Raw genomic sequence first — 24,418 nt, forward strand, 5'->3', positions numbered from 1 at the left:
AACGACGAGTCCGAAGAAAGCTATCCCCACAGGAAGTGAAAAGCTCTAATTTCAATAAATCGGGTTGCCCCTACTTCCCGGGGCGTGCCGATCCGGCGTCGTGTCCGCCGTGGGCGCGATCGGTGATCGATACGACGAGAGTGAGTCGGCCGGCGGGCGTCCACGCGCCGATGGCGACTTTCCCCGAACCCAGAGGGGTGAAGCTCTCGATCTCTCCCTCGTCGACGAAGTCGATCGGCAGTGGGATGCGTTCGGGCGAGCCGAGGTTCTCGTCGGTGAGGATCAGTGCGTCCTCGGTCGCGTACACGGCGGCTCGGTCGTCGTTGATCCAACATCCGGCGAGCCCGAAACCGCACTCGGCGTCGACATCACTCGCCTCGAGCCGTGAGATCTCCTTCAGATCCGGCCACGACAGCATCCGCACGGTCTCCGGATCACTGGGATACGGGGTGATGAGAAGCCTTGCGCCCGAGGGGCTGAAGCCCCCGATCACCGGGTCTTCTCCTGCGAGGATCTCGGTCATATGTAGGCGCGAACCCTCGACATCGACGCGATAAGCGAGAACGCCATCCTGCCCCATCGCGAGCTCGAGAATCGCCGTGTCCTCGACTGGATGAGGATGCAGGAAAGCGCGAGCATCATCGGCGTCGATCGCCTGGTCGTCGAGGATCGCCCCGGTCGCGGGATCGAGCGCGAGCAGCCGGTGTCTCTCGCCGTTCGGGACAGCTACGACGAGTAGACCGCCCAGCAGCGCAGCCGCGTCGGCGGGTATTCCGGCCACCGTGACGACTTCACCTCCGGCGATGACGAGCCCACCGGAGGAGGAGAGTACGAGCAGATCCAGTCCGGACGCCGCAAGGACGCGGACGTCACCCTCCAGAGGGAGCACCCGCTGCGCGTTCTCGGCGAGTCTGTCGTCGAGCAGACGCACCGCCCCGTCTCGCCACACCGCGAAAGTCGGACGCCCGCCCGCCTCGCCGGCGAAAACGAGACCCGACATCGGGTCCAGGATGTCGAGCACGTCAGCGGAAATGAGCATTCGAGCACTGTATCGAGCACGCGCGGTCATCGACTGGACCAAAGACTTTGCCAGCCACGCCCTAGTCGGCGTCGAGGTCGGTCATGCCCCAGAGCATGCGGATCCAGCCGGGGTACCGGGCGCTCTCGACGTCGTAGAGCTGGACGTCGACGGGAATGGACGTATCCGTGCGATCACGTAATCGGACGATGCGGTCACCGGGGGACTCGAGGTCCTGGGATTGCGACCACAACCGCCGGAATTCCGGGCTCCGGCCGAGTTCGGCGAGGAACTCCCCCGACCAGTCGGGGACGTCGAACGCCGCGAGGCGGGCCCGTAGGACCCCCACCGAGGCACGCGCCGCCGCATCCCGATCCAGCAGGGCGGTCCTGGCGCGGGGGTCCGCCAGCAGCCAGGTCAGCCAGTTGCCGCCGACGGTCAGTCCCGGAAAGGCCTGGCGGGCGGCGTCGTTCAAGGCCAGCACATGCCAGCGGGCGTCGAAGTATCCGGCGGGATCCGGTCCGAGCCGCTCGAGCCGGCGCAGCTTCGCCGGGGTGATGGCCGCACGCAGCTCGTCGAGTTCCGGCGCGGCCGGGTCCGGCAATCCGGCCAGGTCGAACAGGAAACGCCGCGAGCGGTGCGAGACCGGGTGGACTCGATTCAGGCAGCCGAACAGGGCCTCCACCACGGCTTGGGTGGGCCGACCGCGGCGGCCCAGTTCCAGGTGGGTGATGTAGCTGGCGCTGACGCCCGCCGCCATACCCAGCCGCTCCCGTGACACCCTGCGTTCGTCCCGCAACCGCCGCAGCACCGCACCGAAGCTGGGCGGTTGCACAGCGGCGCGGTCGACATCCGATACCAGTAGGCCCCGCAGCTCCGGCTGCTCGATCGAAATGGCCACTACGCCTTGCCTGTTCGCCATGCTTCTCCCGCTTCTCTCGGCCATGACTGTGACCCCGACCACGAACCAAGTTATGTGCACGCCCCGGGAGGAAAGGGTGCTGTACGTGCCAGCCAATCGGCTGAGAGCGACAGAACGGTTTGACACCGGGCGCGGCTGGGGAAACGGATGGCGCGCAGACACTCTGAGTCGAAATCTGTGCACTGACGGTCATGGGCACCCGTGGCCGCGAACCCTAGGGTCGAATCCGGGCGGGCGACGCAGTGAGCCGCCTCCCCGCCCGGTTCCACCCCCGCGGCCGGCCGTCGGTGAAAACCCACCTGCAGGGGTCCATCACCCGGCCGGCCGCGAGAAGAACCCCGCGTGGAATGTTCTCCACGCGGCGGGCATCGACGCCCTGACATCGGCCCGACCTGGTCGGGCCTCCGGATCCCGCGGAAGCACTCGAACCGATCGAGTTCCTCACCGGCACAGCACGATCCTCACGGATCAACCCGCCGTACTTCGGCCCCATCATCATCCGGAACAGGGGCCGCTGCGCGCCCTGCGGTCGCTCGGGCGTCCCCGGTCCGGACCGCGCGGCGGGCGTGCCCTGCCTGCCTCGAATCGACCCACAGCGCACGCGAATCGAAGGCTCGCCAAGCGTTAGCTGACGCATATTTCGACACGTCGGACGCGGCCCGCAGTTTTGCTGTGGGCGCACGATTGTCGCCTCTGCGTGCCGCGCACGTGGCACCGAGAGCCGATTCTCCGGCGCGAATTCACTGGTCGATTGACCGGCAGGTCCTTTTTGCACGACTTTTCAGCACTGCGGTCCTCGTAATGCCCCTCTCACGCATGCATGGAGTTTGCCGTGAACTTTCTAAAATCAGGCGGTTCGCAATTGTTCAGCACGAAACTGGGACTCGGGAGGGGCGGGTTCCGAGGGGAGTTGAGATGGCTGTCCTTTTGGACGCGCAGTCGTATCCGATCGAGAATCGGCACGGCCTGGTCACCGACCTCGCGAAATCGGTCGCTCTCCAGGTCGACGCCGAACTGCTCGATCCACCCGAACGCGTCATCACCCGCCACGAGAAGTGGCGGCTGGGCGTGGCCACCCTGCACCGGATCCAGATCTCCGCGGTCCGTGTGCGGCGTACACCCGCGCACGTCCATCGGACACCGTCGTCCGCGGTCGCGGTCGTCCTGCAGAAGCAGGCGGTCCGGCATCACTACCAGAACGGCCGCCACACCGTGACCGCCCCGGGCGAATGCGCCCTGTGGGACTTCGCCACCCCCTTCGAGGTGGGCTGGGACGGCATCGGCGAATCCTGGTGCATCGCGGTGCCGCGGGATCGGCTGGGACTGTCCACCGAAACCCTCGCCGCCGCCACCGGACGGCTGCGGCACAGCCCCCTCCACGATATGGCCGCCGGGCAGATCACCGAGCTCATCGAGGGCGCCGAAGCCCTGGAACGCGACCCGGCCGCGGTCATGGTCGGCCAGTGCTGCGTGGAAATGGTGCGGGCGCTGCTGCTCTCGGCGTCAGGACCCGCCACCGGCGACGAGACTCCCGCGCATCAGCAGGCCGTGGTCCGCGAGGTGCAGAACTATGTGCGCCGCCACCTCAACGATCCGGACCTGCGGGTCGAGCAGATCGCGGCGGCCCACAACATGTCGGCCCGGTACCTGTACCGGCTGTGCGCGACCGCCGGAATCCGCTTGGAGCAGTGGATCATCGGCGAACGCCTCGCCGCGGCCCGCGCCCTGCTGGTGGATCCGGCCCACGGCGGACGCACCATCAGCGCCATCGCCCACACGGTCGGCTTCCGTGACGCCACGCATTTCACTCGCCGGTTCCGGGCGGCGTACGGCATGACCCCGCGCGACTGGCGCTACGCCGCCGCGACCGCCTGAGCGGCTAGCTCACCGACCCGCCGACACCCCGCGCCTCGGCCCGCCATTCGCTCGGGCCGACGCCGTAGGCGGCGCGGAAACGGCGGGTGAAGTGGCTCGCGTCGCGGAATCCGGAAGCGCGCGCGATCCAGCCGATGGTGCGCTCCGCGTGCCGCGGATCGGCGAGCATGCGGCGCGTCAGCTCCAGGCGCTCCCCGATGATCCACTGCTGCATCGACAGCCCCTGATCCGCCCACAGCCGGTACATCCGGCGCACCGAGATGTGGTGCGCGGCGGCGACTTCCGCCGCGGTGAGGTCGCGACGGCGCAGATTCAGGCGCAGGTAGGTCTCCATCTGGCGCAGCAGCAGTGGAGCTGGCAGTCCCGCCCCGATCCCCTCCACCGGCTCGGCCCCGGCCGCCGACAACAGCAGTGCGCGAGTGATATCCACGCCCGCGCGCCCCAGATCGACAGCGCCCGGGTCGTTCTCGATCGTGTCGGCGCGTGCCACCAGATCGGCCATGAATGACGACACCAGCGAGCACAGCGGACTGCGGCGCAGACTCAACGCCGCGCTGCGCACGATGTCGCCCGGCAGCTCCAGCTCGTCCACCGACATGCGCAAGCTCACGCTGATCGAGGCGCCGCGCATCACCGATACGAACGGGTTGTCATGGTCGACAGCCCCGCAATCCCCCGGTGCCAGCGCCTCTTGAATGCCGAAATGCTCGTGGATACGCGTGCCGCCGACCTGTCTGGTCACCGAGAACAGGCCCGCCGGGCTGGTCCGGACATGTTTGGGGGTCCGGAGCACGTCGAGCCCCGTGGTCTCGGCCCGCAAGACTTCCAGCGGCCCGAACAGCCACGATTCCATGCGCCCGTGGGCCCGGCCGCGATCGGCGAAGCGGACGTCGGCGGCGGCCACGGTCTCCGAGGCGACGGCGGCCAGGGCGTCCGCGCGCTCGTGCCGGGCCAATGCCGCGGTATCGAACACGACCGCCATCCACGCCTCCACCAGTTCGATCCGACGACGCGGTGCGGGCACCCCTCGGGATACCCGCACCGCGGTCGGAACAGTAGCAGCAGCAAGTGGGCAGCACACCATCGTGCAGATTGCCCGCCCGCCCTCGGCCACGGTCCACGAATTGCACCGTCAATGCATCAAGATCGATTGCCGCACAGTCTACTTGCGAGACCCCGGCGGGCGCGATGCATGATCAAATCGACGGCTACAGCAAACCGGTGGCGTGGCTTTCGGGCGGACCGGCAGGCCTACCTGACGCACACCCGGCGCACCGGTAGACCCCGGTCCTCGAAGGCCGCCAGCATGGCCTGGCCACGACGCGCGCCCTCGGTGGAGGACGTATTGGCCAGGGCCGGAACGTAGGTCGCCGCACCCACCACCGATTCCGCGACCAGCCCCCAGAAGCGCCGCACGCTCAGCCCGGAGCAGTGCGTCATCGCCTCCTGGATGAGGGTCAGCGCGGGCAAGCAGCGGTGCGCGAGCCAGACGTAGAGCGCCGGCTCGCACGGCAGCGCCACCACACCGTCCTCGCCGACGAGCCGGTCGCCGTCCAGCACACGAATGGTGGTGTCGGACAGACCGGCCCAGTCGATGCCGCCGTCGTTGTCGGTGTGGATCCACAGGTTCTCCAGGCCCGGATCCCAGGCACGGCCCTCCGACACCACCATGGCCATCACCCGGCCCACCACCGCGTGGATCAGCGCGGTGGCCACCACCTCGGCGGCGATGTCGGCATTGCTCATCTCCGCGGCGTGGCGCCGGTACATCAGCTCGATGCGGCCCTCACGGATGCCGTCGGCGAGTCGCCACCATCTGCGTTTGCCCTGGTCGACCATGGCGGCGACGGCGTAGACACGCGGGTGGTCGGGTTGCAGGGCGCGCAGGCGGTGGCAGGCCGTCCCGAAGGCGAGCCTGGAATCGCGCGGCGGGCACACGGTTACGGGTTCGAGCATCGAACCTCCTCATTCATCGACTATTCGGCCAATGTGGGGACCAAAGGCGTGGAGCATGGACAACGCGTACGAGAAGATAGGTTAGGCTTACCAGACTTATCGACCATAGAACGTGTCAGGAGTAGTTCGTCACCGTGCCCGCCGTAGTCACCACCAGACGGCGACGTCTGTCCGGACTTCTCGTTCTAGCCGTGCTCCTGCTCGGCGCGCTGGCCGCCAGCATCGCCCTGGGTACCCGCAATCTGGGACTCGGAACCGTCTACGACGCCCTCACCTGCCCTGGCGGACTGCCGCTTTCGTGCCCGGCCACCGACACCGCCGCCCAGATCGTGCGCGAATTGCGGCTCCCCCGAACCGGACTGGCCCTCATCACCGGACTCGCGCTCGGCATGGCCGGAGCGCTCATCCAGGGCTACACCCGAAACCCCCTCGCCGACGCCGGATTACTCGGCATCAACGCGGGCGCGGCGTTCCTCGCGGCGCTGAGCATCCACCTGCTCGCCCTCACCAGCCCGGCGCAGTACATCTGGTTCGCCTTCGCGGGGGCGCTGCTCGCGGGCGCGGTCGTCTTCGGCATCTCCGCCCTCGGCGGCGGTAAGGCCAGCCCCCTGAGCCTGGTCCTCGCGGGCGCGGCCGTGACCGCGTTCCTGCAGGCCATGACCAATATCGTTGTCCTGCTGGACGGGACGGCCCTCAACACCTACCGCTACTGGGTGGTCGGCGATGTGGCCGGGCACGACGCCACCACCTTCCGGCAGGTCCTGCCGTTCCTCGTGGTCGGCGCGATCCTGGCCCTGACCTGCGCCCCGACCCTGAACCTGCTCGGCCTCGGCGACGACGTGGCCCGCGGTCTCGGCGTCGACATCACCCGCAGCCGCGCCCTCGGCCTGGTCGCCGTCGTCCTGCTCGCGGGCGCGGCCACCGCCGCCGTCGGACCCATCGCCTTCCTCGGCCTGATCGTCCCCCACCTGGCCCGGGCGTTCACCGGCCCCGACTACCGCTGGCTGCTCCCCTACTCGGCGCTGCTCGGCGCGATCGTCCTGCTGCTGGCCGACACCGCGGGCCGATTGATCGCCCGCCCCGGCGAACTCCAGGCCGGAGTCACCCTCGCCGCCCTCGGCGCACCCTTCTTCCTCCTGCTCGTCCGCCGCCGAAAGCTGGTGAGCCTGTGACACTCCCGACACCTCCCAATACCGCCCCCGACGCCGTGAGCTCGGGCGACTCACCGGCAAACCCCGCAGCAGCGGACGGATTGCGGGCGGTTCGACCCGCCGTCCGGGCGGGCGGATTCTCGTCCGTGCTGCGTCCGATGGCGCTGATCACCGTGATCTCGCTGGCGGCCTTGCTGTTCGGATTGTTCGCGCTGGACATCGCGGTGGGCGAGTTCCGGATTCCGGTCGGGCGCGTGCTGGATGTGCTGGGCGGCGGGGGGACTCGGGCGCAGCGGTTCGTGATCATGGATTCGCGGCTGCCCCGCGCGCTGACCGCCGTGGTGGTCGGGGCGGCGCTGGGGCTGGCGGGCGCGGTGACGCAGTCGATTCTGCACAACCCCCTGGCCAGCCCGGATCTGCTCGGGATCACCTCGGGTGCGAGCGTCGGCGCGGTCGCGGTGCTGGTCGGACTCGGCGGGGCCGGGACGGGGACGGCTGCGGCACTCGGAGTTTCGGGGGCGGCGTTGGCGGGCGGGCTGCTGACCGCGGTGCTCATCTACCTGCTGGCCTGGGGACGGACCGCGTCCGGGGACGCCGGGGTGATGGGATTCCGGTTGGTGCTCATCGGCATCGGCGTCAACGCGGCGCTGCTGTCGGTGGTGAGCTGGCTGTTGACGCGGGCGACGCTCACCGACGCCGCGCATGCCCAGCAATGGCTGACCGGGTCGCTGAACATGGCCGACTGGTCGAGCCTGATCCCCGCCTCGATCGGCTTGGGTGTGGCGCTGCTCGTCACCGCCGGGTCGGCGCGCACGCTGGCCGCGCTGCGGTTCGGCACCGACACCACCCGCATTCTGGGCGTCCGCATCCAGACCCAGCAGGCGATCCTCATCGCCGCCGCGGTCGGCTGCACCGCACTGGCGACCGCCGCGGTCGGCCCGCTCGGCTTCGTGGGCCTGGCCGCGCCGCAGATCGCGCGGCGGCTGCTGCGCACACCCGGTGAACCGGTCATCGCGTCCGCGCTGGTCGGGGCCATCGCGGTGGTGGGCGCGGACCTGCTCGCGCGCACCGCGTTTCCGGTGTCGCTGCCCGTCGGTGTGGTCACCGCGGCCGTCGGCGGACCGTTCCTGCTGTATCTGCTCGTTCGCACCAACCGGAAGGCGACACTGTGACTTCGACGTCGGCTCCCGCGACTTCTAAGGTGGCACTGTGACTCTCGCTGCGGAATCCCTCACTCTCGGCTACGGCGAGCGGATCATTGTCGACGGACTCTCGGTCGACATCGAGCCCGGTCTCATCACCACCGTCATCGGCCCCAACGGCTGCGGCAAGTCCACCCTGCTGCGCTCCCTGGGCCGGCTGCTGCGCCCCAAGGCGGGCCGGGTCCTGTTGGACGGCAAGGCCATCGCCACCATGAAGACCAAGGACATCGCCCGCGTGGTCGGCATGCTGCCGCAGACGCCGGTCGCGCCCGAGGGTCTCACCGTCGCCGACCTGGTCGCCCGCGGTCGCCACCCGCACCAGTCCTGGCTGCGGCAGTGGTCCGCCGACGACGAGACCGAAGTGCTGGCCGCGCTCGAACAGACCGGCATCGCGGACCTGGCCGGGCGCACGCTCGACGAGCTCTCCGGCGGCCAGCGCCAGCGCGCGTGGATCTCCATGGCCCTGGCCCAGGGCACCGACATCCTGCTGCTCGACGAGCCGACCACCTACCTCGATCTCACCCACGCCCTCGAGGTGCTGGACCTGGTCGACCGCCTGCACGACGACCTGGGCCGGACCGTGGTCATGGTGCTGCACGACCTGAACCTGGCGATCCGCTACAGCGACCGCCTGATCGTCATGCGCGACGGCCGCATCGAGGCCCAGGGCGCGCCGGCGGACATCATCAATGCCGAGCTGCTGCTGGATGTGTTCAATCTGCGGGCCGAGGTGCTCGAGGATCCGGTGTCCGGGCGGCCCATGATCGTGCCGATCGGCAATCGTCACGTCATCGTATGAGGAATCCCACACCAGCAACCCGCCGGTTACGACGATCTGTAGTACGCATTGCTGTCGTTGCCTCCGTAAGCTGGTGGGATGGCAGGTCTTGGTGAACTCGAGAAAGCGGTCATGGACCAGTTGTGGTCGGCCGACGAACCGCAAACGGTCCGGCAGGTCCATGAAGCCCTCGCTGAGCGTCGTGAACTCGCGTACACCACGGTGATGACCGTTCTACAGCGCTTGGCGAAGAAGAACCTGGTGGTCCAGCAACGCGACGACCGCGCACACCGGTACGCACCCGTGCACACCCGCGACGAACTCGTCGCCAGCCTCATGTTCGACGCCCTGCAGCAGGCGGACGAGGTGGGCAGCCGCCGCGCCGCGCTCGTGCACTTCGTCGAGCAGGTCGGCGCCGACGAGGCTGACGCATTGCGGGCAGCACTCGCTAAGCTCGAAGCCACCGAGGTGGCGCGCAAGGACAAACCCGAGTCCAAATAGCTGTACCCTCGGCCCGAGCCCCACAACGCAGTGAGCTGAGGACATGGACTGGACAGCGCCGGTATTCGCCGGTCTCGCCTTGTTACTGGCGGGACCGGTACCAGCGCTGCTCTCCCGGGCCACCTGGCCCTTCCGCAGTCCCCGTGCCGCTCTGGTGCTCTGGCAGGCAATCGCGCTGGCCGCGGTGCTCAGCGCCTTCGGCTCCGGCCTCGCCATCGCCTCCCGCCTGCTGGTCCCCGGCCCCGACGGCCGGCCGACCACCACCCCCAGCAAGGAAATCGATGTCCTCGGCCTGCCGCTGTGGCTGGGCCTGGTGCTGGTGTTCGCGCTCACCCTGCTGGTCGGGGCGCGGCTGATCTGGTCGGTGATCCGGGTCGGGATCCACACCCGTCGCCGCCGCGCCCGCCACCGCATGCTGGTCGACCTGCTCGATCAGTCCAGCGTGCAACGCAAATCGGCCGATATCCGGGTGCTAGCGGCCACCGAACCGATCGCCTACTGTCTGCCCGGGCTGCGCCGCCGCGTGGTGCTCAGCCAGGGAACGGTCACCAATCTGACCGACGAGGAACTCACCGCCATCGTCAGTCACGAACGCTCGCACCTGCGCGCCCGCCACGACCTGGTGCTGGAAGCCTTCACCGCCGCGCACGAGGCCTTCCCCCGCGTGGTCCGCTCCAAGTCCGCGCTGGACTCGGTGAAACTGCTCATCGAACTACTCGCCGACGACTCCGCGGTCAAGGTCACCGGCCCCACCCCGCTGGCCCGCGCGCTGGTGGCCTGTTCGAATTCACCCGCGCCGCAGGGCGCGATGGCCGCGGGCGGACCCAGCACCCTGATCCGCATCCAGCGCCTCGCCGGTCCCATCGGCGACCTGCGCATCGCCGTCGCCGCCTACCTGGCCGCCGCCGCCATCCTCGTGGTGCCGACCCTCGCCGTCGCGATCCCCTGGCTGGTCGAGGTCAGCCGCCTGGTCAGCCGTGCCTGAACCCGCTCCACCCGCCCGCGAATCCGACTCGGGCGCGGACGGTTCCGCCGTGCCCGCCGAACGCTCCGGCAGCACGCCGAACCCGACATCCATCCGCCGCGGGCCCGCGGCGACGCCGAATCCCGATCCGGAGGCCACCATCCACACCGACCCGACATCCGCACCGACATCCACCGCGGCGCCGACCCGATTCGCGGATCTCGGTCTGCCACCGGTGCTGGTGCAGGCGCTGCGGCGGGGCGGGATGGATACGGCGTTCCCGATTCAGGCCGCGGTCGTTCCCGATATTCTCGCGGGCCGCGACGTGCTGGGCCGGGCCGCGACGGGGTCGGGCAAAACGCTGGCGTTCGGGTTGCCGATGCTGGTGCGGCTGTTCGGTGCGCCGAGCGCCCCCAAGCGGCCGCGTGGTCTGATCCTCGCGCCCACCCGGGAACTGGCGATCCAGATCGAGGCGGCACTGGACGAACCCGCGCTGTCGCTGGGCCTGCGCCTGGCCACCGCGGTCGGCGGGCTCCCGATCAAGAAGCAGGAGGAGCGGCTGGCGCGCGGCGTGGACGTGGTCATCGCGACGCCGGGCCGGTTGACCGACCTGCTCGGGCGGAAAGCGGTGCAGCTGGCCGACATTCGCGTGGTCACCGTCGACGAGGCCGACCACATGGCCGAACTCGGCTTCCTCCCCCAGCTCACGGCGCTGCTGAACAAGGTGCCCGACGACGCGCAGCAGCTGTTGTTCTCGGCGACGCTGGACGAGACCGTCGACGGGCTGGTGCAGAAGTATCTCCGCGATCCCGCCACCCACGCGATCGGCGCGACCACGGGGAACGTGGCGAATACGGCTGCGGCAAGCCGGGATTCAGACGCGCTCGCGGCGGATTCCGCGTCGGGCGCGCATTCGGCGGCGCTGGTCACAGGTTCGGCCACCTCGAGCACGGGAGACAACACACCGGGCACCGGGTCGGCGGCGGACTTGCCGGTTGGCACGGTCACGGGCGACCTCGGGAGAGTCGCCGCGGGACCGACGATCGCGCATTACGCCCTGCACGTCCGGCGACCCGACAAGCGCGCGGTGGTCAGTGAGATCGCCGCGCGGCAAGGCCGGACGCTGCTGTTCGTGCGCACCCAGCACGGAGCCGACAAGCTGGCGCGCAAGCTCCGCGAGATCGGGATCGGCGCGGTCGCCCTGCACGGCGGCAAGGCGCAGAACCAGCGCACTCGCATGCTCGCGGCCTTCGCCGACGGAACCGCCCCGGTGCTGGTCGCCACCGATGTGGCCGCGCGTGGGCTGCACATCGACGACATCTCGCTGGTCGTGCATGTCGATCCGCCCGCGGATCCCAAGGACTACCTGCACCGCACCGGCCGTACCGCCCGAGCGGGCGCGTCGGGCACGGTCGTCACCATCGTCACCCCCGACGACCGCGAGGAGGCGGCCCGGCTGGCGGAGCGCGCCTCGGTGACCCTCACCGACGTCGAGGTGCGCCCTGGTGATCGCCGCCTCGTCGAGATCACGGGAGCCCGCCGCCCGAGCGGCCGTCCGATCGCCGATCCCTCGGCTCCGCCCGCACCCGAGCGGAAGGCCGACAAGGAGCAGCCGCGCTTCCGGCAGCAGCGGCCGCAGGGCGAGAGCCGCGTGCACAACAAGAAGCGCAAGCCGGGCGCGGCCCGCCGTTCGTCCCGATGAGGGCGACACGTTTGTAGGTTCCTACGACACGCGGGCACAAAGGGCACGACCTTTCCGGCAAATCCGACGAGATTGAGATAACTCGGAGCCGGAAAGCAGGCTCGGCAAATTTCTGGCAAACGACAATAGGGCCCGTCGAGTGCCGCAAGAATCGCCCTCTCCATTCCCTGCGGGGAATCGCGCACCAGGCGGCGAACGGCGAGCATCGAGACCATGCCCGAGCGAAACACCCTGCGCTACACCGTGATCACCTCCACCCCGGACGGCGGATCGGCCTTCACCGATGCCGAAATCCCGCTGGCCGATCGGACTCTCGCCGCCGGCGTGCCCGCCATGGCGGTGGGCGCGGTGCCCTCGATCCCCGGCGTGTCCTATCTCCGCAGCGGCGGCTTCGACAGCGCGCCGCATCCGGCACCGACCAGGCAATGGGTGGTCATGTTGCGGGGCGCGATCGAGGTGACCACCACCGACGGCGAGCGCCGGCGGTTCGCACCCGGAGACCTGGTGCTGGCCGAAGACACCGAGGGCCTCGGTCATACGACCGTCGCGGTCGGGGCACCGCCGTTCGAGGCGCTGTTCATCCCCACCTCGTCCTGAACCGACGGGATCAGATCAGGTCGGCGTTGCCGTCGAAGACCTTCGACCGGTATTCGAAACAGTCCATGCGACAGTCTTTTTCAGTCGCCGCAACCCCAGCACGCAGCGGCCGACGAACCACCGGTGGTGCCGCCGGTGGCATCGGTCTTCACGTGCACGGCGATGGCGTCGGCGTGCGCCGGCACGGTGTCGCCGGTGATCTCGATGAGCTGGTTGCCCGCGGCAATCGGAATTTCTTGGCAAGTCGCTGGCGAACGCACAGCATTCAGCTACCATGGTCCAACGTGCAGTTTCTTCCCGGGCAGACCCCGCCCTATGACCTGACCTACGACGACGTCTTCCTCGTCCCCCGCCGGACGGATGTGGCGTCCCGTTTCGATGTCGACCTGTCCACCTCGGACGGGACCGGCACCACCATCCCCCTCGTGGTCGCGAACATGACCGCTGTCGCCGGCCGTCGCATGGCCGAGACCGTGGCCCGCCGCGGCGGCATCGTGGTGCTCCCGCAGGATCTGCCGATCGCCGCGGCGTCCGACACCATCGCCTTCGTCAAGAGCCGCTCGCTCACCGCCGACACCCCCGTCGTGCTGGATCCCGAGCAGTCGGTCTCCGACGCGCTGGCCCTCATCCACAAGCGCGCCCACGGCGCGGTCGTCGTGGTCGAGAACGGCAAGCCGGTCGGCGTCGTCACCGAGGCGGCCTGCGCCGACGTGGACCGCTTCGCCCGGCTGAGCACCGTCGCCAACGACGACTTCGTCTCCGCCCCCGCCGACGCCTCCCCACGCGACGTCTTCGGCCTGCTCGAGGCCCGGCACGCGCACCTCGCGGTGCTGGTCAACCCTGACGGCACCCTCGCGGGCGTGATGACCCGCACCGGCACCATCCGCGCCGGCATCTACACCCCGGCCACCGACTCCGACGGCAAGCTGCGCATCGCCGCGGCCGTCGGCATCAACGGCGACATCCCGGCCAAGGCCAAGGCTCTGGTCGACGCGGGCGCCGACGTGCTGGTCATGGACACCGCGCACGGCCACCAGCAGAAGATGCTGGAGGCGCTGCGCTCGGTCGCCACCCTGGATCTGGGTGTGCCGCTGGTCGCGGGCAATGTGGTCGCCGCCGAGGGCACCCGGGACCTGATCGAGGCGGGCGCGGACATCATCAAGGTCGGTGTCGGCCCCGGCGCCATGTGCACCACCCGCATGATGACCGGCGTCGGCCGCCCGCAGTTCTCGGCCGTCGCCGAATGCGCCGCGGCCGCAGCGGAATTCGGCAAGCACGTGTGGGCCGACGGCGGCGTCCGCCACCCGCGCGACGTGGCCCTGGCGCTGGCCGCCGGCGCCTCGAACGTGATGATCGGCTCCTGGTTCGCGGGCACCTACGAGTCGCCCGGCGACCTGCGTGTCGACCGTGACGGCAACCGCTACAAGGAGTCCTTCGGCATGGCGTCCAAGCGGGCCGTGGCCGCCCGCACCGCCACCGACTCGGCGTTCGACCGGGCCCGCAAGGCGCTGTTCGAGGAGGGCATCTCGTCCTCGCGCATGCGGCTGGATCCCGAGCGTCCCGGTGTCGAGGACCTGATCGACCACATCACCTCCGGTGTGCGCAGCTCCTGCACCTACGCGGGCGCGCGCACCATCGGCGAGTTCCACGAGCGCGCCCTGCTGGGCATCCAGTCGGCCGCCGGTTTCGCCGAGGGCCGTCCGCTGCCCTCCGGTTGGTGATCGTCTCCCGCTAGTACTGCACAGCCCGAACCCGGCGGGTCCGCTCGGATCCGCCGGGTTTCGCGTGTGCGGACCCCCTTTCCGCGTGTCACCGCCGGGTCGGCGCCGGATGATTCCCGGCGACCGTCCACTGTGATACGGCCCCGCTGTGCGGAAACCGGCGAAGCCGCCCGGTAGCATGGCCTGACCGGACCCAGGCACTGGGTATCCGTGGCGTACTCCGCCAGCAACCCCTGCGAAAGGAACCAGTTGTCACCCGCGTCCAAGGGCGCTTCACAGGAGGGCTCCTCTACCGAGCCGGGTGACAAACCCGGCTTCCCCGCAATACCGGCTTCGGAAACGGCCGGGTGGTGCTGACCGTGTCGGTTCTGCTCACCATTCTCAGTCTGCTCGGATTCATCGCTCTGACTGCCGGCACGGCCTTGTTCGTGGCCGCGGAATTCTCGCTCACCGCTCTGGAACGCTCCACCGTGGAGGCCCACGCCCGTGACGGCGACCGTCGGGCCCGGCAGGTGCGCCAGGCGCATCGCACCCTCTCGTTCCAGTTGTCGGGCGCTCAGCTGGGCATCACCATCACCACCCTGATCACCGGTTACATCGCCGAGCCCGTGCTGGCCCGGCTGCTGGAGCCGATGTTGAGCGCGTTCGGGCTGGGCATCGGGACCACGAAGGGCATCTCCCTGGCGCTGGCGCTGATCATCGCGACCTCGCTGTCGATGATCTACGGCGAGCTGGTGCCCAAGAACATCGCCATCGCCTCCCCGCTGGAGACCGCGCGCTGGACCGCGGGCCCGATGATCGCCTTCTCCAGCGTCTTCAAGTGGATGATCAATTTCCTGAACGGGGCCGCCAACTGGGCGGTGCGCCGAATGGGGATCGAACCGGCCGAGGAACTCCGGTCGGCGCGCTCACCGCAGGAATTGGGTTCGCTGGTGCGGACTTCCGCACTGCACGGGGCGCTCGATCAGCGCACCGCGCAGGTGGTGGATCGGTCGCTGCAGTTCGGTGATCGCACCGCGGAGGAGTTGATGACGCCGCGCATGACCATCGAAACCCTCGATCAGGACTGCACTCTCGCCGACCTGATCGACGCCGCGCGCGAAACCGGGTACTCGCGGTTCCCGGTGGTGGACGGCGATCTCGACAACACGCTCGGGTTCGTGCACATCAAGCAGACCTTCGTGCATCCGGTGAAGGACCGCCGCCAGATCACCTTGAAGTCCATCGCGCAGCAGGTGCCCGTGGTGCCGGCCAGCCTGGACGGCGACGAGGTGCTCGAGCGGGTGCGCCGCGACGGCATGCAGGTGGCGCTGGTGGTCGACGAGTACGGCGGCACCGCGGGCATCGTCACCATGGAGGACCTGATCGAGGAGATCCTCGGCGACGTGCGCGACGAGCACGACGAGGAGGAACTCGATGTGCGCCGCACGGCCAACGGCTGGAACTGCTCGGGCCTGATGCGCATCGACGAGGTGTCCCGCACCACCGGATACGACCCGCCCGAGGGTGAATACGAAACCTTGGGTGGCCTGGTCCTGACCCGTCTGGGCCGGATCCCCGAAACCGGCGACGAGGTGCTGCTGCCCGAACCCGGCAACAGCCAGCTCGAGCACACCCACACCCGGGGCGGCTGGATCGCCACGGTCGAGCGCATGGACGGGCGGCGCATCGACCGCGTCCTGATCCGGCCGATCGACGCCGAGGCCCTCGCGATCTGGGAGCAGACTCATGGGTGACCTGTACGCCGTCCTGTTGACGTTCCTGCTGCTGTTGGGCAACGCGTTCTTCGTCGGCGCGGAGTTCGCCTTGATCTCCGCGCGCCGCGACCGGCTCGAAGCGCTTGCGGCGCAGGGCAAGCGCAGCGCCAATACCGTCATCGAGGCGGGCCAGAACCTGTCGATGATGCTGGCGGCGGCGCAGCTGGGCATCACCATCTGCTCGATCCTGCTGGGCCGGGTGGGTGAGCCCGCAGTGGCGCATCTGCTGGAGAAGCCGTTCGATCTGGTGGGCGTGCCGGATTCGCTGCTGCATCCGGTCTCGTTCGCGCTGGCGTTGACGATCGTGGTGATCCTGCACATCTTGCTCGGCGAGATGATTCCGAAGAACATCGCGCTCGCCGGTCCGGAGCGCATGGCGCTGCTGCTGGTTCCGCTGCACCTCATGTGGCTGCGGCTGGCCAAGCCGCTGATCGCGGTCTACAACTTCGCGGCCAATATCTCGCTGCGGGCGTTGCGGATCGAGCCGAAGGACGAGCTGGATTCGACGGTGTCGTCGGACGAGCTGGCCGAGATGTTCGGTGAATCGCGCTCCGAGGGTCTGCTGGACGAGGAGGAGCATCGTCGCCTCACGCAGGCGTTGGGCTCGAGCGACCGGATCGTCGCCGATGTGATGGTGCCGCTGGCCAAGGCCCGCTCGGTGCCGTTGCGCGGCGACGGGACCACCCTCGGTGACATCGAATCCGCTGTCGCCGAGACCGGGTTCTCCCGTTACCCGGTTCGGGCGGACGACGGTTCGCTGGTCGGCTACCTCCACGTCAAGGATGTGCTCGACCTGACCGCCGACGAGGACGCGGGGCCGGGCACCCCGATCCCGCGCACCGATATCCGTCCGCTGCCCACCGTCAGCATGGGCACCACCTTGTTCGAGGCGTTGGCCCGGCTGCGCCGCACCAACTCCCATCTGGGTCGTGCGGTGGACAGTCGCGGCAATACCGTCGGCATCGTGGCGCTGGAGGATCTGGTGGAGGAGTTCGTGGGCACCGTCCGCGACGCCACCCACCGTCTCGCCGAATGATGAACGCCCGCATCGATTGCTCCGTGCTGTCCGGTCCCGCGTGGCGGGACCGGGCGGCCGCCCACCGCGCCCGCGTCGACGCGCTGCTCGGGCCGTACCTCGACCGGCGCGCGGCGGGCACCAAACACCCGGTGATCGACTTCCTGTTCACCTATTACGGCAACAAGCCCGCGCAGCTGAAGCGCTGGCATCCTGGTTTCGGTGTGGCGCTGACCGATGCCGAGGAGTACACGGGGTCTCGCGGCTACCGCCAGATCTCGGTGGACTCCCCCGACGGTCCGCCCGTGACCGGCTGGACCGCCGACCCGGCCTTCCTCGAAAAGCGCCGCGACACGGTCGAATTCGTCGTATCACTGCTCTCCGCGACCGCGGCCCGCCCCGCGCAACTGTCCTGCTTCGGCCTCCACGAGTGGGCCATGGTCTACCGCACCGACGATGTCCGCCACCAGCAGGTCCCCCTCCGTCTGGGCTCCTCCGGCACCGACGCCGTCGTCGAATCCATGCAGATCCGCTGCACCCACTTCGACGCCTTCCGCTTCTTCACCCCCGCGGCCGTCCCCCTCAATATCGAGCCGCTCACCCGCGACTCCCAGATCGCCCGCGAGCAACCCGGCTGCCTCCACGCGAATATGGACATCTACAAGTGGGGCTTCAAGCTGACCCCCTTGATCAGCTCGGATCTGCTGTTCGACGCCTTCGAACTGGCGTGCGCCGCCCGCGAGCTCGACATGAAGGCCAGCCCCTACGACCTGCTGGACTACGGCTACGAGCCCATTCGCATCGAAACACCTTCCGGCAGAGCTGAATACGTGCGCGGCCAAGCCGATATCGCGGCTCGATCGGAACTCCTGCGCACTCGCCTGCTCGACGCCGCCCGACAGCTGCTGAGCAGATAGCCGCGAATGACATCCCGGATTCGATGCGTTTGCAAACAAATGATATTCGTGACCGGTGTGACAGATTAGTCCGGCTTCCGAATGGCGCTGACGTGCACTATTATCAGAAAATCTCGACTGCACGCTGGCCGATTGGCACATTCGACTACAGGTTCGGACGGCTAAGGAATTTGGGGGGCAGGGTTGGATAGGGCACCTGGTCGGCGCATCTGACAGGAATAGTGCCACGTATCCGTCCCAGGTCGGCGGATCGGTCACACTCGTCGTCATCTTCGACAGTTCCTGGTGTCGCCCGCGCGCGCTCACGCCCAATTAGAAGACCGACTGGCATCGTTCACGAACGACGGGGGGATCACGGGGGCTCCGAGGTGCTGCCCCACCTCGAAATGCAGCCCAATAAACGGAATATGCGACATGCCGTTTATTCAGAATGCTCGTTCGGCGACGCACGCAACGGAATCTTTTCGCGATCACGCGAATTCTCGAAGGGTGCGCATCTGCTTTCGACATAGGAGGGGCAAAGCTATGACACGGGATCAAGTCGCCCAAGCGATTATTGCGGAGGGGCAGCGACGCGGAATCAGTCAGCGCGGCATCGTGATCGCACTGGCGACAGGGCTCGTCGAGTCGAACTTGACGATCTACGCGAATCCCGCGGTGCCGGAGTCCATGCAGATCGAACACGATGCCGTGGGGACCGACGGCTACTCGGTGGGCGTGTTCCAGCAACAAATCCGGCAGGGCGACAACGGCGAGTACTGGTGGGCGGATTGCGCGACCTGCATGAACCCGACCACGTCGGCGGGGCTGTTCTACGAGCGGCTCGCGAGGCTGGACTACAACGGTCCGGATTCACCCGGTTCGTATGCCCAAGAAGTGCAGCGGTCGGCATTCCCCGATCGGTACGACGAACGCATGGCCGACGCCCAGGAGATCTATGACCGGCTGGCTTCGGTATCGCCGGGTGGGGTACCGACGGAGAAGGAACTCCCGTACGACAGGTCGATCGTCCCGCAGGAGAGGTTCTTCTGGTGCGGTCCGGCGGCGACCCAGATCGTGTGCAATTCGTGCGGGGTGAATCTCTCCGAGCAATATTTGGCCACCGAGATCGGGACCACCGAGAACGGGACCGATTACGTCGGTTTGATCACTCCGGTGTTGAACAGGATTCTGCCCGCCGCGAAGTATGTCGACACGTACATGCACGATGATCCGCCGACCGGCGCTCAGAAGGATCGATTGTGGAACGACATCGTCAGTTCGATCGACGCCGGCTTCGGTGTGGTCGCGAATATCGATGCCCCGCCGAACAACTACCCGCAAGGCGTCAAGGGTTCGGTATCGCCCGTCTACGGCGGCGGTGAAGTATTCCATTACATCGCGTTGATGGGCTATGACAGCGCGTTCCCGCGTGCGGTGTGGGTCGCCGACAGCGGATTCAGCCCGTACGGGTATTGGATCGGCTTCGATCAGCTCGCGACACTGATCCCGCCGAAGGGCTATACCTCGGCTACCGCGGCCCCGATGCCCACGTTGCCGATCGGAGACGTGTGGATCCAGCTCTTCGGCGACGGCGGCAACAACGCACCCGGAACGGGTTGGCCCCAGCTGGGCGGGCGAACCGTCGTCGACGAATTCGCCGCGATCGGCCAGAAGCTGAAGATCAGCGGCTTCGCGGCTCCCACCGCCGCGGTCAACGTGCCGTTCCCGGTGGGCGTCGACGGTCAGGTCCGCGACGTGTGGATCCAATTCTTCGGCGACGGTGACGACTTCACACCGGGAACGGGATGGCCGCAGCTCGGTGGCCACACCCTCGTCGACGGTGTCGCGGCCATCGGCCAGAAGCTGAAGATCACCGGCTTCGGCGCTCCCACCGGTGCGACCAATGTGCCCTTCCCGACCGGCGCCGGGGGGCAGATCCCCGACGTGTGGATCCAGCTGATGGGTGTGGGCGGCACCGGCTGGCCGCAGTTGGGCGGGCGGACGTTGGTCGACGGCGTGGCCGCCATCGGCCAGAAGCTGGCAATCGACGGCTTCGCGCCTCCTCCCGGCCCACCCCAGGTCTCCTTCCCCTCCCGGATCGCCGACCAGGTCAGGGACCTCGAGATCCAGTTCATGGGCATTACCGGCAATGGATGGGAACAGCTGGGTGGCCACACCCTTGTCGACGGTCTCGCCGAGATCGGAAAGGCGACCAAAACACCCTGACGCGCACGACGTAGTACTGCTCGTGCGAGGCGGCCGTCCGAGGCGGCGGCCGCCCCGCACGAGCGCTGCTATCCGGTGAAACCCACTGTCACTCAGCAGTCATCGCGCGACGTCCTCCCCCATCCACCACGCTTGGAGTTCGTCCTCCTCGTAGTACTCCGGCGGCGGGCGCAGCCCGGAGGGCAACTCGAGTGTCGTCGCTCCCGTCCGCACCGCGATCGCCCGAATCTCCCTGAGCGCGGGCATCTCCCAAGGCTCCTCGGTATAGAAGTCCGGCAGCAGAGCGGTCGGCCCCAACGCGTGCCACGTGCCGATCACCTCGACCTCCCCCTCGGCTTCGGCCGCGACCACGACCTCACGACTCGAGCCACCCGTCCAGTCCCGCCCCGTCCTCATCGTCATCCACCGCGATATCCGCCAGCGCCGTGAATTCCTGCAACCCATCGAAGAACTCACGCCGCCCCCGATAATCCGGATGCTCCTCGATCCCGAACCGAAAGCAGTACCCCCGCCCCAGCAAGATCTCCATCACCCTGAACTGCGTGAACGAACAGTCATACCCACCCTGAAACGAGTACAACTCCCCGATCCAATCCCGAACCCGCCGATCCGCCCCCGGATGCCGAGCATCCAACACCCGAACCGACCGCTCGACCAGATCCTCGATCTCATGCATCGACACGCGCGCGAGACTACCGCCTACGCCATGCCTCACTGCTCGACCAGAAATTAGAACTCGCTCTAGCATGGGGCCGGTATCGCCATAATTGGCGAGTGAAATGGGGAGGGGCGCAACATAACACGATCGACGGGCAGGTTTGACGGCGTTGGTCGCGCCACCAGTCCCCTCCGCATGAGCCCCTCCGGCACCGACGCCGTCGTCGAATCCATGCGGCTCCGCTGCACCCACTTCGACGCCTCGGCCTGGCTTGCGCCGCCCGCGAACTCGACATGAAGGGCGGCCCCTACGACCTCCTCCGCACCCGCCTGCTCGACGCTTCCGCGAGCTCCTCACCACCGAGCACTAGACCGTGTGCCGACCGGTCTCGTTGTTGCGGTGCTCACGAATTACGTTTGTTTACAAACGATCTCGTGATTTTCGGATGAAACAACGCCACCCGTTCGAGCGATTCACTGAGCACGTTGCTGTTGTGTCGATACAGGGGGAGGCCGGCATGATCGAGGTTTCAGCAATCGTCGCCTACCTTGCGGGTGCAGCCGGACTCGCCGGCGGGCGCTGGGTAGATAAGCACTTCGATCTCGCGCTCACAGCACTGACCGACGCCGTGATCCGGAAGATTGGGCGGCAATCTGTCTCACAGCTACGTGAGAACCCCGACAGTGTCAGGGCCCGCAACCAGGTTGCCGATGCGATCACCCGTGAAGCGGCAACCGACGAGAAGTTCGCTCAGGAACTGAGTGACATCCAGCGAAGGCTCGACAGCCTCGACGGACGGTCATGGATCGCACACATCGACAACTCGACGCACACCGTGTCCCAGACCGTGCACACTGGTTTCGCCGTCGGCAGGGACAACCACCAAACCGTCAACAACAACGTCGACATCCCAGACCCTGATGACCTGTCAAGGGCTCCGCACTGGACGCGAGTACTCATCTGGATCGGCTATATCATCGGCTTCTCCGGCTTCTTCTTCATGATGGCCTCGATGAACCACAGCGGCACAGACAGCGACAGACAAACAGGATTCGCGATCTTCGCCGTAGGTGCGGTCATAGTCGCGTTCGCCCAACTCGGAGCACAAACGTCCAAGCCGCGACGGAGAGACCGGCAGTAGCCTCGAGCTTCGATGCGCCCAACGCGACTATGCCGACTCAGCCCGCGCGGTCCCGGGCGTAAGCTCCCGACGATATGACGAAACCTGTGAATCTCGACGGCGGCTTCGGCGCGCTCATCGGTTTGGATATGGTCGAATTCGATCAGCCCGGCGCACGCAGTGTCTGCCGGATCGCCGTCGCCGATCAGCATCTCAACCCGCACGGCGTGCTGCACGGCGGGGCGATGTATTCGATGGCCGACCAGGGCATGGGCGCGGCCGTGTACTGCGTGCTCGCCGAGGGCGAATCCTGCGCCACCATCGAGATCAAAATCGTCTACCTCGCCGCCGTCCGCGACGGCGTCGTCGAATGCGAATCCCGCGTGATCAACCGAGGCCGACGCGTGATCACCCTGGAATCGGAAATCCGAAACGCAGGCCGCCTGGTCGCCAAGGCCCTGGGCACCTACGCCGTCTTCCCCGCTAAAGTGCGCGACTGAGCCCGAGGCTCTTGTCGGACCTAACCGACACCTGCCGCGGCGGGGGTCAGCACATGCCCGACCTCACCCCGTTGCGAGACGTCGACAACCTGCACTTGGCCGCGCCCTCGCGGATTTCGACGCCCAGGCGTGAGACCGGGCCGGGCGTGGTGCCCGGCCCGCTCGGCTAGCCGGGTTCAGCCGCAGGCCGGGGAGGTTTGGTTGGCCAGGGAGAGGAGGTTGCAGATCCAGTCTTTCTGGACTTTCCATTTGCCGTCTTCGGCGACGAAGGGGACGACGGCCTGTTGGGGAGCGCCGCCGCCGATGGCGGCCTGGGCGTCGGCGGTGAGGGTGCCGTTGCCGAGGTCGACGACGTTGGTGACGGTGATGGAGGCGTTGTTCTGCTTGTAGGCCTCGATGATTCGGGTCGGGAGGCTCGGGTCGGCCTGCATGCCCTGCATGAGGTCGAGCTTCTCGGCGTCGGGGACGGCGGGGTCGAGGACCTTCTGCATGGCGGTGTTCAGCTCCGTGGCGGACGGGGCGAGCGGGTATGCCTGTCCGGAGGCCGTTTTCGACGTCGAGGACTTGGCGGGGGTGTGGCCCGGGTGCTTCTCACCACTGCCACATGCCGACAGACCGAGCACGGTCACGACAGCCAACGCCACCACGGCGAGACGTCCACTCAGACGGAGCTTCACTACACATCCTTCACACATTCCGAATACTTCCGTCACACAAGATGACTGGGAGAAGCTCCCGGAACAAGTCGAGGGGGCGCTTTCAGCCCGAACCCTCATGATTGCCGCTGATCATCGCGACCGACCCCGGGTAGGTTGGAGCGGTGGCGGTTGAACGGGAACAGGTCGAGCTTTTCCTCCGCGATCTGGGCGCGGAACAGATTCCGCACCCCGGGGGCACACTGATGACGCATCTCGCGCGGGTCGCCGACCTGCTGGCCCGGTGGGGCGCGGACGCTGATGTCCAGTACGCGGGGCTCTGTCACGCGATGTACGGCACCGACGGATTCGATCGGTCACTGCTCGAGGTGTCGGAGCGGGCGAAGCTGGCCGCCCTGATCGGTTCGCGGGCAGAGGAACTGGTCTACCTTTACGGCAGTTGTGACCGGTCCGCGGTGTACCCGCGGTTGGGCGCGACGCCCACCGTGTTCACCGACCGGTTCACCGGCCGGGAACACGACGTGGACGACGACGCGCTACAGGCGTTCCTGGAGATCACCGCCGCCAACGAACTCGATGTCATGGTGCACAACACCGAGCTCGCCGCTATGCACGGAGCCGCTCTGTATCAGCTGTTCGCGCGAACGGCGGATCATCTGTCGCCGGCGGCCCTGCAAGCGTGGCGAAACCGGTTCGGGCCACGGTGATCCGAGGCGCTTCCGTCGCGGGTGCCGTGCAGAGCCGGAACAGCAGCAGGAACAGGCAGTCGATGAGGAACGGGACTGCCAGGAATGCCACCGCGGGGAACGCGATCAGAAGGAAGCGCAGCCATTCGCGGACTCCGGCACCCGCCATGCGCCCGCCGAAACGGACGGCGGCCCACATCATCCACCGCTGAGGCGTCGAGACACCGCATTCGCGGAGCATGCGCCGGAAGATGCCGTCGGCATCGGAACGGCCGACGGGCGCGACCTCGCACAGGTAGTCGTGCAGGATCGCCGCGCGGGTGTAGGCCCCGTAGCGGGGGATCAGCCAGATCAGGGGCCTGGGGACAGAGGCGAAGTCGGTGATGAAACCGACTGGCACGCTGAAGGTGTCGGCGGCCGCGCGGTAGGTCAGCGGTGCTTGCAATCGCCACCGGAGCGCGTCGACCTCCTCGACGACCACGGCTTGTTCACCGAGGAACGGCATCGAATCCTC

General features: G+C 67.9%; 25 protein-coding genes. 16 read left to right on the plus strand and 9 right to left on the minus strand.

All coding sequences use genetic code 11. From position 1 onward, the window contains the following. Positions 1 to 70 precede the first annotated feature (70 nt). Together ACWEOI_RS14550 and ACWEOI_RS14555 are read right to left on the minus strand one after the other, a co-directional pair. Entirely contained in the window at positions 71 to 1,039 is a 969-nt protein-coding gene (locus ACWEOI_RS14550; protein WP_452359880.1) for a hypothetical protein, read from the minus strand. Positions 1,040 to 1,100: 61 nt separating this feature from the next. Continuing rightward, a complete protein-coding gene (locus tag ACWEOI_RS14555) occupies positions 1,101 to 1,940 on the minus strand; it encodes a helix-turn-helix transcriptional regulator (protein WP_452359881.1) in 840 nt (279 codons plus the stop codon). A gap of 915 nt (positions 1,941 to 2,855) precedes the next feature. Between ACWEOI_RS14555 and ACWEOI_RS14560 the strand changes: the two genes are divergently transcribed. After that, positions 2,856 to 3,815: a helix-turn-helix domain-containing protein gene (locus ACWEOI_RS14560; RefSeq protein ID WP_433666166.1), complete on the plus strand. Its 960-nt coding sequence runs from the start codon at positions 2,856 to 2,858 to the stop codon at positions 3,813 to 3,815. A 4-nt stretch (positions 3,816 to 3,819) separates the two neighbouring features. On the opposite strand, the gene ACWEOI_RS14565 is transcribed toward ACWEOI_RS14560, so the two are convergent. Further along, positions 3,820 to 4,857, minus strand: coding sequence for a helix-turn-helix domain-containing protein (locus ACWEOI_RS14565; protein ID WP_452359882.1), 1,038 nt, complete (start codon positions 4,855 to 4,857; stop codon positions 3,820 to 3,822). Positions 4,858 to 5,066: 209 nt separating this feature from the next. Continuing rightward, positions 5,067 to 5,771, minus strand: a complete 705-nt coding sequence (locus ACWEOI_RS14570; protein WP_452359883.1) for a hypothetical protein — start codon at positions 5,769 to 5,771, stop codon at positions 5,067 to 5,069. 134 nt (positions 5,772 to 5,905) lie between these two features. Between ACWEOI_RS14570 and ACWEOI_RS14575 the strand changes: the two genes are divergently transcribed. From ACWEOI_RS14575 to ACWEOI_RS14605, 7 genes are all read left to right on the plus strand, one after another. After that, positions 5,906 to 6,943, plus strand: coding sequence for a FecCD family ABC transporter permease (locus tag ACWEOI_RS14575; RefSeq protein WP_452359884.1), 1,038 nt, complete (start codon positions 5,906 to 5,908; stop codon positions 6,941 to 6,943). Between the two features lie 125 nt (positions 6,944 to 7,068). Beyond that, positions 7,069 to 8,094: an iron chelate uptake ABC transporter family permease subunit gene (locus ACWEOI_RS14580; RefSeq protein WP_433666170.1), complete on the plus strand. Its 1,026-nt coding sequence runs from the start codon at positions 7,069 to 7,071 to the stop codon at positions 8,092 to 8,094. A gap of 37 nt (positions 8,095 to 8,131) precedes the next feature. Next, positions 8,132 to 8,923, plus strand: coding sequence for an ABC transporter ATP-binding protein (locus tag ACWEOI_RS14585; protein WP_452359885.1), 792 nt, complete (start codon positions 8,132 to 8,134; stop codon positions 8,921 to 8,923). Between the two features lie 78 nt (positions 8,924 to 9,001). Next, on the plus strand, positions 9,002 to 9,403 hold the full coding sequence (locus tag ACWEOI_RS14590; protein WP_357200740.1) for a BlaI/MecI/CopY family transcriptional regulator: 402 nt from the start codon (positions 9,002 to 9,004) through the stop codon (positions 9,401 to 9,403). Positions 9,404 to 9,446: 43 nt separating this feature from the next. After that, the gene (locus ACWEOI_RS14595; protein WP_357085127.1) at positions 9,447 to 10,388 is read left to right on the plus strand and encodes a M56 family metallopeptidase; all 942 of its coding nucleotides are present in this window, start codon (positions 9,447 to 9,449) and stop codon (positions 10,386 to 10,388) included. A 244-nt stretch (positions 10,389 to 10,632) separates the two neighbouring features. Continuing rightward, on the plus strand, positions 10,633 to 12,069 hold the full coding sequence (locus ACWEOI_RS14600) for a DEAD/DEAH box helicase (RefSeq protein WP_452360149.1): 1,437 nt from the start codon (positions 10,633 to 10,635) through the stop codon (positions 12,067 to 12,069). Between the two features lie 213 nt (positions 12,070 to 12,282). Next, a complete protein-coding gene (locus ACWEOI_RS14605) occupies positions 12,283 to 12,666 on the plus strand; it encodes a cupin domain-containing protein (protein WP_452359886.1) in 384 nt (127 codons plus the stop codon). A gap of 80 nt (positions 12,667 to 12,746) precedes the next feature. On the opposite strand, the gene ACWEOI_RS14610 is transcribed toward ACWEOI_RS14605, so the two are convergent. After that, positions 12,747 to 12,926: a hypothetical protein gene (locus ACWEOI_RS14610; protein WP_452359887.1), complete on the minus strand. Its 180-nt coding sequence runs from the start codon at positions 12,924 to 12,926 to the stop codon at positions 12,747 to 12,749. A 24-nt stretch (positions 12,927 to 12,950) separates the two neighbouring features. On the opposite strand from ACWEOI_RS14610, the gene ACWEOI_RS14615 reads away from it, so the two are divergent. The 5 genes from ACWEOI_RS14615 (at position 12,951) to ACWEOI_RS14635 (ending at position 20,284) form a co-directional block, all read left to right on the plus strand. Then, positions 12,951 to 14,387, plus strand: a complete 1,437-nt coding sequence (locus ACWEOI_RS14615; RefSeq protein ID WP_433666173.1) for a GuaB1 family IMP dehydrogenase-related protein — start codon at positions 12,951 to 12,953, stop codon at positions 14,385 to 14,387. Between the two features lie 359 nt (positions 14,388 to 14,746). Continuing rightward, positions 14,747 to 16,123, plus strand: a complete 1,377-nt coding sequence (locus ACWEOI_RS14620) for a CNNM domain-containing protein (RefSeq protein ID WP_433666174.1) — start codon at positions 14,747 to 14,749, stop codon at positions 16,121 to 16,123. Next, a complete protein-coding gene (locus tag ACWEOI_RS14625; protein ID WP_433666175.1) occupies positions 16,116 to 17,180 on the plus strand; it encodes a CNNM domain-containing protein in 1,065 nt (354 codons plus the stop codon). The genes ACWEOI_RS14620 and ACWEOI_RS14625 overlap by 8 nt, the downstream gene beginning before the upstream one ends. Beyond that, entirely contained in the window at positions 17,177 to 18,076 is a 900-nt protein-coding gene (locus tag ACWEOI_RS14630) for a 3-methyladenine DNA glycosylase (protein WP_433666176.1), read from the plus strand. Before ACWEOI_RS14625 ends, ACWEOI_RS14630 begins: the two co-directional genes overlap by 4 nt. Before the next feature lie 414 nt (positions 18,077 to 18,490). After that, a complete protein-coding gene (locus ACWEOI_RS14635; RefSeq protein WP_452359888.1) occupies positions 18,491 to 20,284 on the plus strand; it encodes a C39 family peptidase in 1,794 nt (597 codons plus the stop codon). 99 nt (positions 20,285 to 20,383) lie between these two features. Here ACWEOI_RS14635 and ACWEOI_RS14640 read toward each other — a convergent pair whose 3' ends face one another. Both ACWEOI_RS14640 and ACWEOI_RS14645 read right to left on the minus strand, forming a co-directional pair. Continuing rightward, positions 20,384 to 20,680, minus strand: coding sequence for a hypothetical protein (locus tag ACWEOI_RS14640; RefSeq protein WP_452359889.1), 297 nt, complete (start codon positions 20,678 to 20,680; stop codon positions 20,384 to 20,386). After that, positions 20,640 to 20,966 carry a hypothetical protein gene (locus tag ACWEOI_RS14645; protein ID WP_452359890.1) on the minus strand — a complete coding sequence of 109 codons (327 nt, stop codon included), beginning with the start codon at positions 20,964 to 20,966 and terminating at the stop codon, positions 20,640 to 20,642. The genes ACWEOI_RS14640 and ACWEOI_RS14645 overlap by 41 nt, the downstream gene beginning before the upstream one ends. Before the next feature lie 493 nt (positions 20,967 to 21,459). Between ACWEOI_RS14645 and ACWEOI_RS14650 the strand changes: the two genes are divergently transcribed. Then, positions 21,460 to 22,083, plus strand: a complete 624-nt coding sequence (locus tag ACWEOI_RS14650) for a hypothetical protein (RefSeq protein WP_452359891.1) — start codon at positions 21,460 to 21,462, stop codon at positions 22,081 to 22,083. A gap of 74 nt (positions 22,084 to 22,157) precedes the next feature. Continuing rightward, positions 22,158 to 22,562 (plus strand): hotdog fold thioesterase, encoded by a 405-nt coding sequence (locus ACWEOI_RS14655; RefSeq protein ID WP_433666180.1) that lies wholly within the window; start codon positions 22,158 to 22,160, stop codon positions 22,560 to 22,562. 176 nt (positions 22,563 to 22,738) lie between these two features. Here the strand turns inward: ACWEOI_RS14655 and ACWEOI_RS14660 are convergent, their stop codons facing one another. Next, positions 22,739 to 23,239, minus strand: coding sequence for a hypothetical protein (locus ACWEOI_RS14660; protein ID WP_452359892.1), 501 nt, complete (start codon positions 23,237 to 23,239; stop codon positions 22,739 to 22,741). A 143-nt stretch (positions 23,240 to 23,382) separates the two neighbouring features. Between ACWEOI_RS14660 and ACWEOI_RS14665 the strand changes: the two genes are divergently transcribed. After that, positions 23,383 to 23,925 (plus strand): DUF6817 domain-containing protein, encoded by a 543-nt coding sequence (locus ACWEOI_RS14665; RefSeq protein ID WP_452359893.1) that lies wholly within the window; start codon positions 23,383 to 23,385, stop codon positions 23,923 to 23,925. Here the strand turns inward: ACWEOI_RS14665 and ACWEOI_RS14670 are convergent. After that, positions 23,825 to 24,409, minus strand: coding sequence for a DUF1353 domain-containing protein (locus ACWEOI_RS14670; protein ID WP_452359894.1), 585 nt, complete (start codon positions 24,407 to 24,409; stop codon positions 23,825 to 23,827). The two genes, ACWEOI_RS14665 and ACWEOI_RS14670, sit on opposite strands and share 101 nt — an antisense overlap. Positions 24,410 to 24,418: the final 9 nt, after the last annotated feature.

The organism is Nocardia sp. NPDC004340 (genome assembly GCF_053602575.1).

Excerpts from the sequence above, each read along its gene's own strand:
- ACWEOI_RS14550 (WP_452359880.1), bottom strand. The coding sequence starts at position 1,039 with ATGCTCATTTCCGCTGACGTGCTCGACATCCTGGACCCGATGTCGGGT.
- ACWEOI_RS14635 (WP_452359888.1), top strand. The coding sequence starts at position 18,491 with ATGCCGTTTATTCAGAATGCTCGTTCGGCGACGCACGCAACGGAATCT.
- ACWEOI_RS14570 (WP_452359883.1), bottom strand. The coding sequence starts at position 5,771 with ATGCTCGAACCCGTAACCGTGTGCCCGCCGCGCGATTCCAGGCTCGCC.
- ACWEOI_RS14560 (WP_433666166.1), top strand. The coding sequence starts at position 2,856 with ATGGCTGTCCTTTTGGACGCGCAGTCGTATCCGATCGAGAATCGGCAC.
- ACWEOI_RS14600 (WP_452360149.1), top strand. The coding sequence starts at position 10,633 with ATGGATACGGCGTTCCCGATTCAGGCCGCGGTCGTTCCCGATATTCTC.
- ACWEOI_RS14640 (WP_452359889.1), bottom strand. The coding sequence starts at position 20,680 with ATGAGGACGGGGCGGGACTGGACGGGTGGCTCGAGTCGTGAGGTCGTG.
- ACWEOI_RS14590 (WP_357200740.1), top strand. The coding sequence starts at position 9,002 with ATGGCAGGTCTTGGTGAACTCGAGAAAGCGGTCATGGACCAGTTGTGG.
- ACWEOI_RS14670 (WP_452359894.1), bottom strand. The coding sequence starts at position 24,409 with ATGCCGTTCCTCGGTGAACAAGCCGTGGTCGTCGAGGAGGTCGACGCG.
- ACWEOI_RS14625 (WP_433666175.1), top strand. The coding sequence starts at position 16,116 with ATGGGTGACCTGTACGCCGTCCTGTTGACGTTCCTGCTGCTGTTGGGC.
- ACWEOI_RS14655 (WP_433666180.1), top strand. The coding sequence starts at position 22,158 with ATGACGAAACCTGTGAATCTCGACGGCGGCTTCGGCGCGCTCATCGGT.
- ACWEOI_RS14605 (WP_452359886.1), top strand. The coding sequence starts at position 12,283 with ATGCCCGAGCGAAACACCCTGCGCTACACCGTGATCACCTCCACCCCG.
- ACWEOI_RS14630 (WP_433666176.1), top strand. The coding sequence starts at position 17,177 with ATGATGAACGCCCGCATCGATTGCTCCGTGCTGTCCGGTCCCGCGTGG.
- ACWEOI_RS14595 (WP_357085127.1), top strand. The coding sequence starts at position 9,447 with ATGGACTGGACAGCGCCGGTATTCGCCGGTCTCGCCTTGTTACTGGCG.
- ACWEOI_RS14555 (WP_452359881.1), bottom strand. The coding sequence starts at position 1,940 with ATGGCGAACAGGCAAGGCGTAGTGGCCATTTCGATCGAGCAGCCGGAG.
- ACWEOI_RS14650 (WP_452359891.1), top strand. The coding sequence starts at position 21,460 with ATGATCGAGGTTTCAGCAATCGTCGCCTACCTTGCGGGTGCAGCCGGA.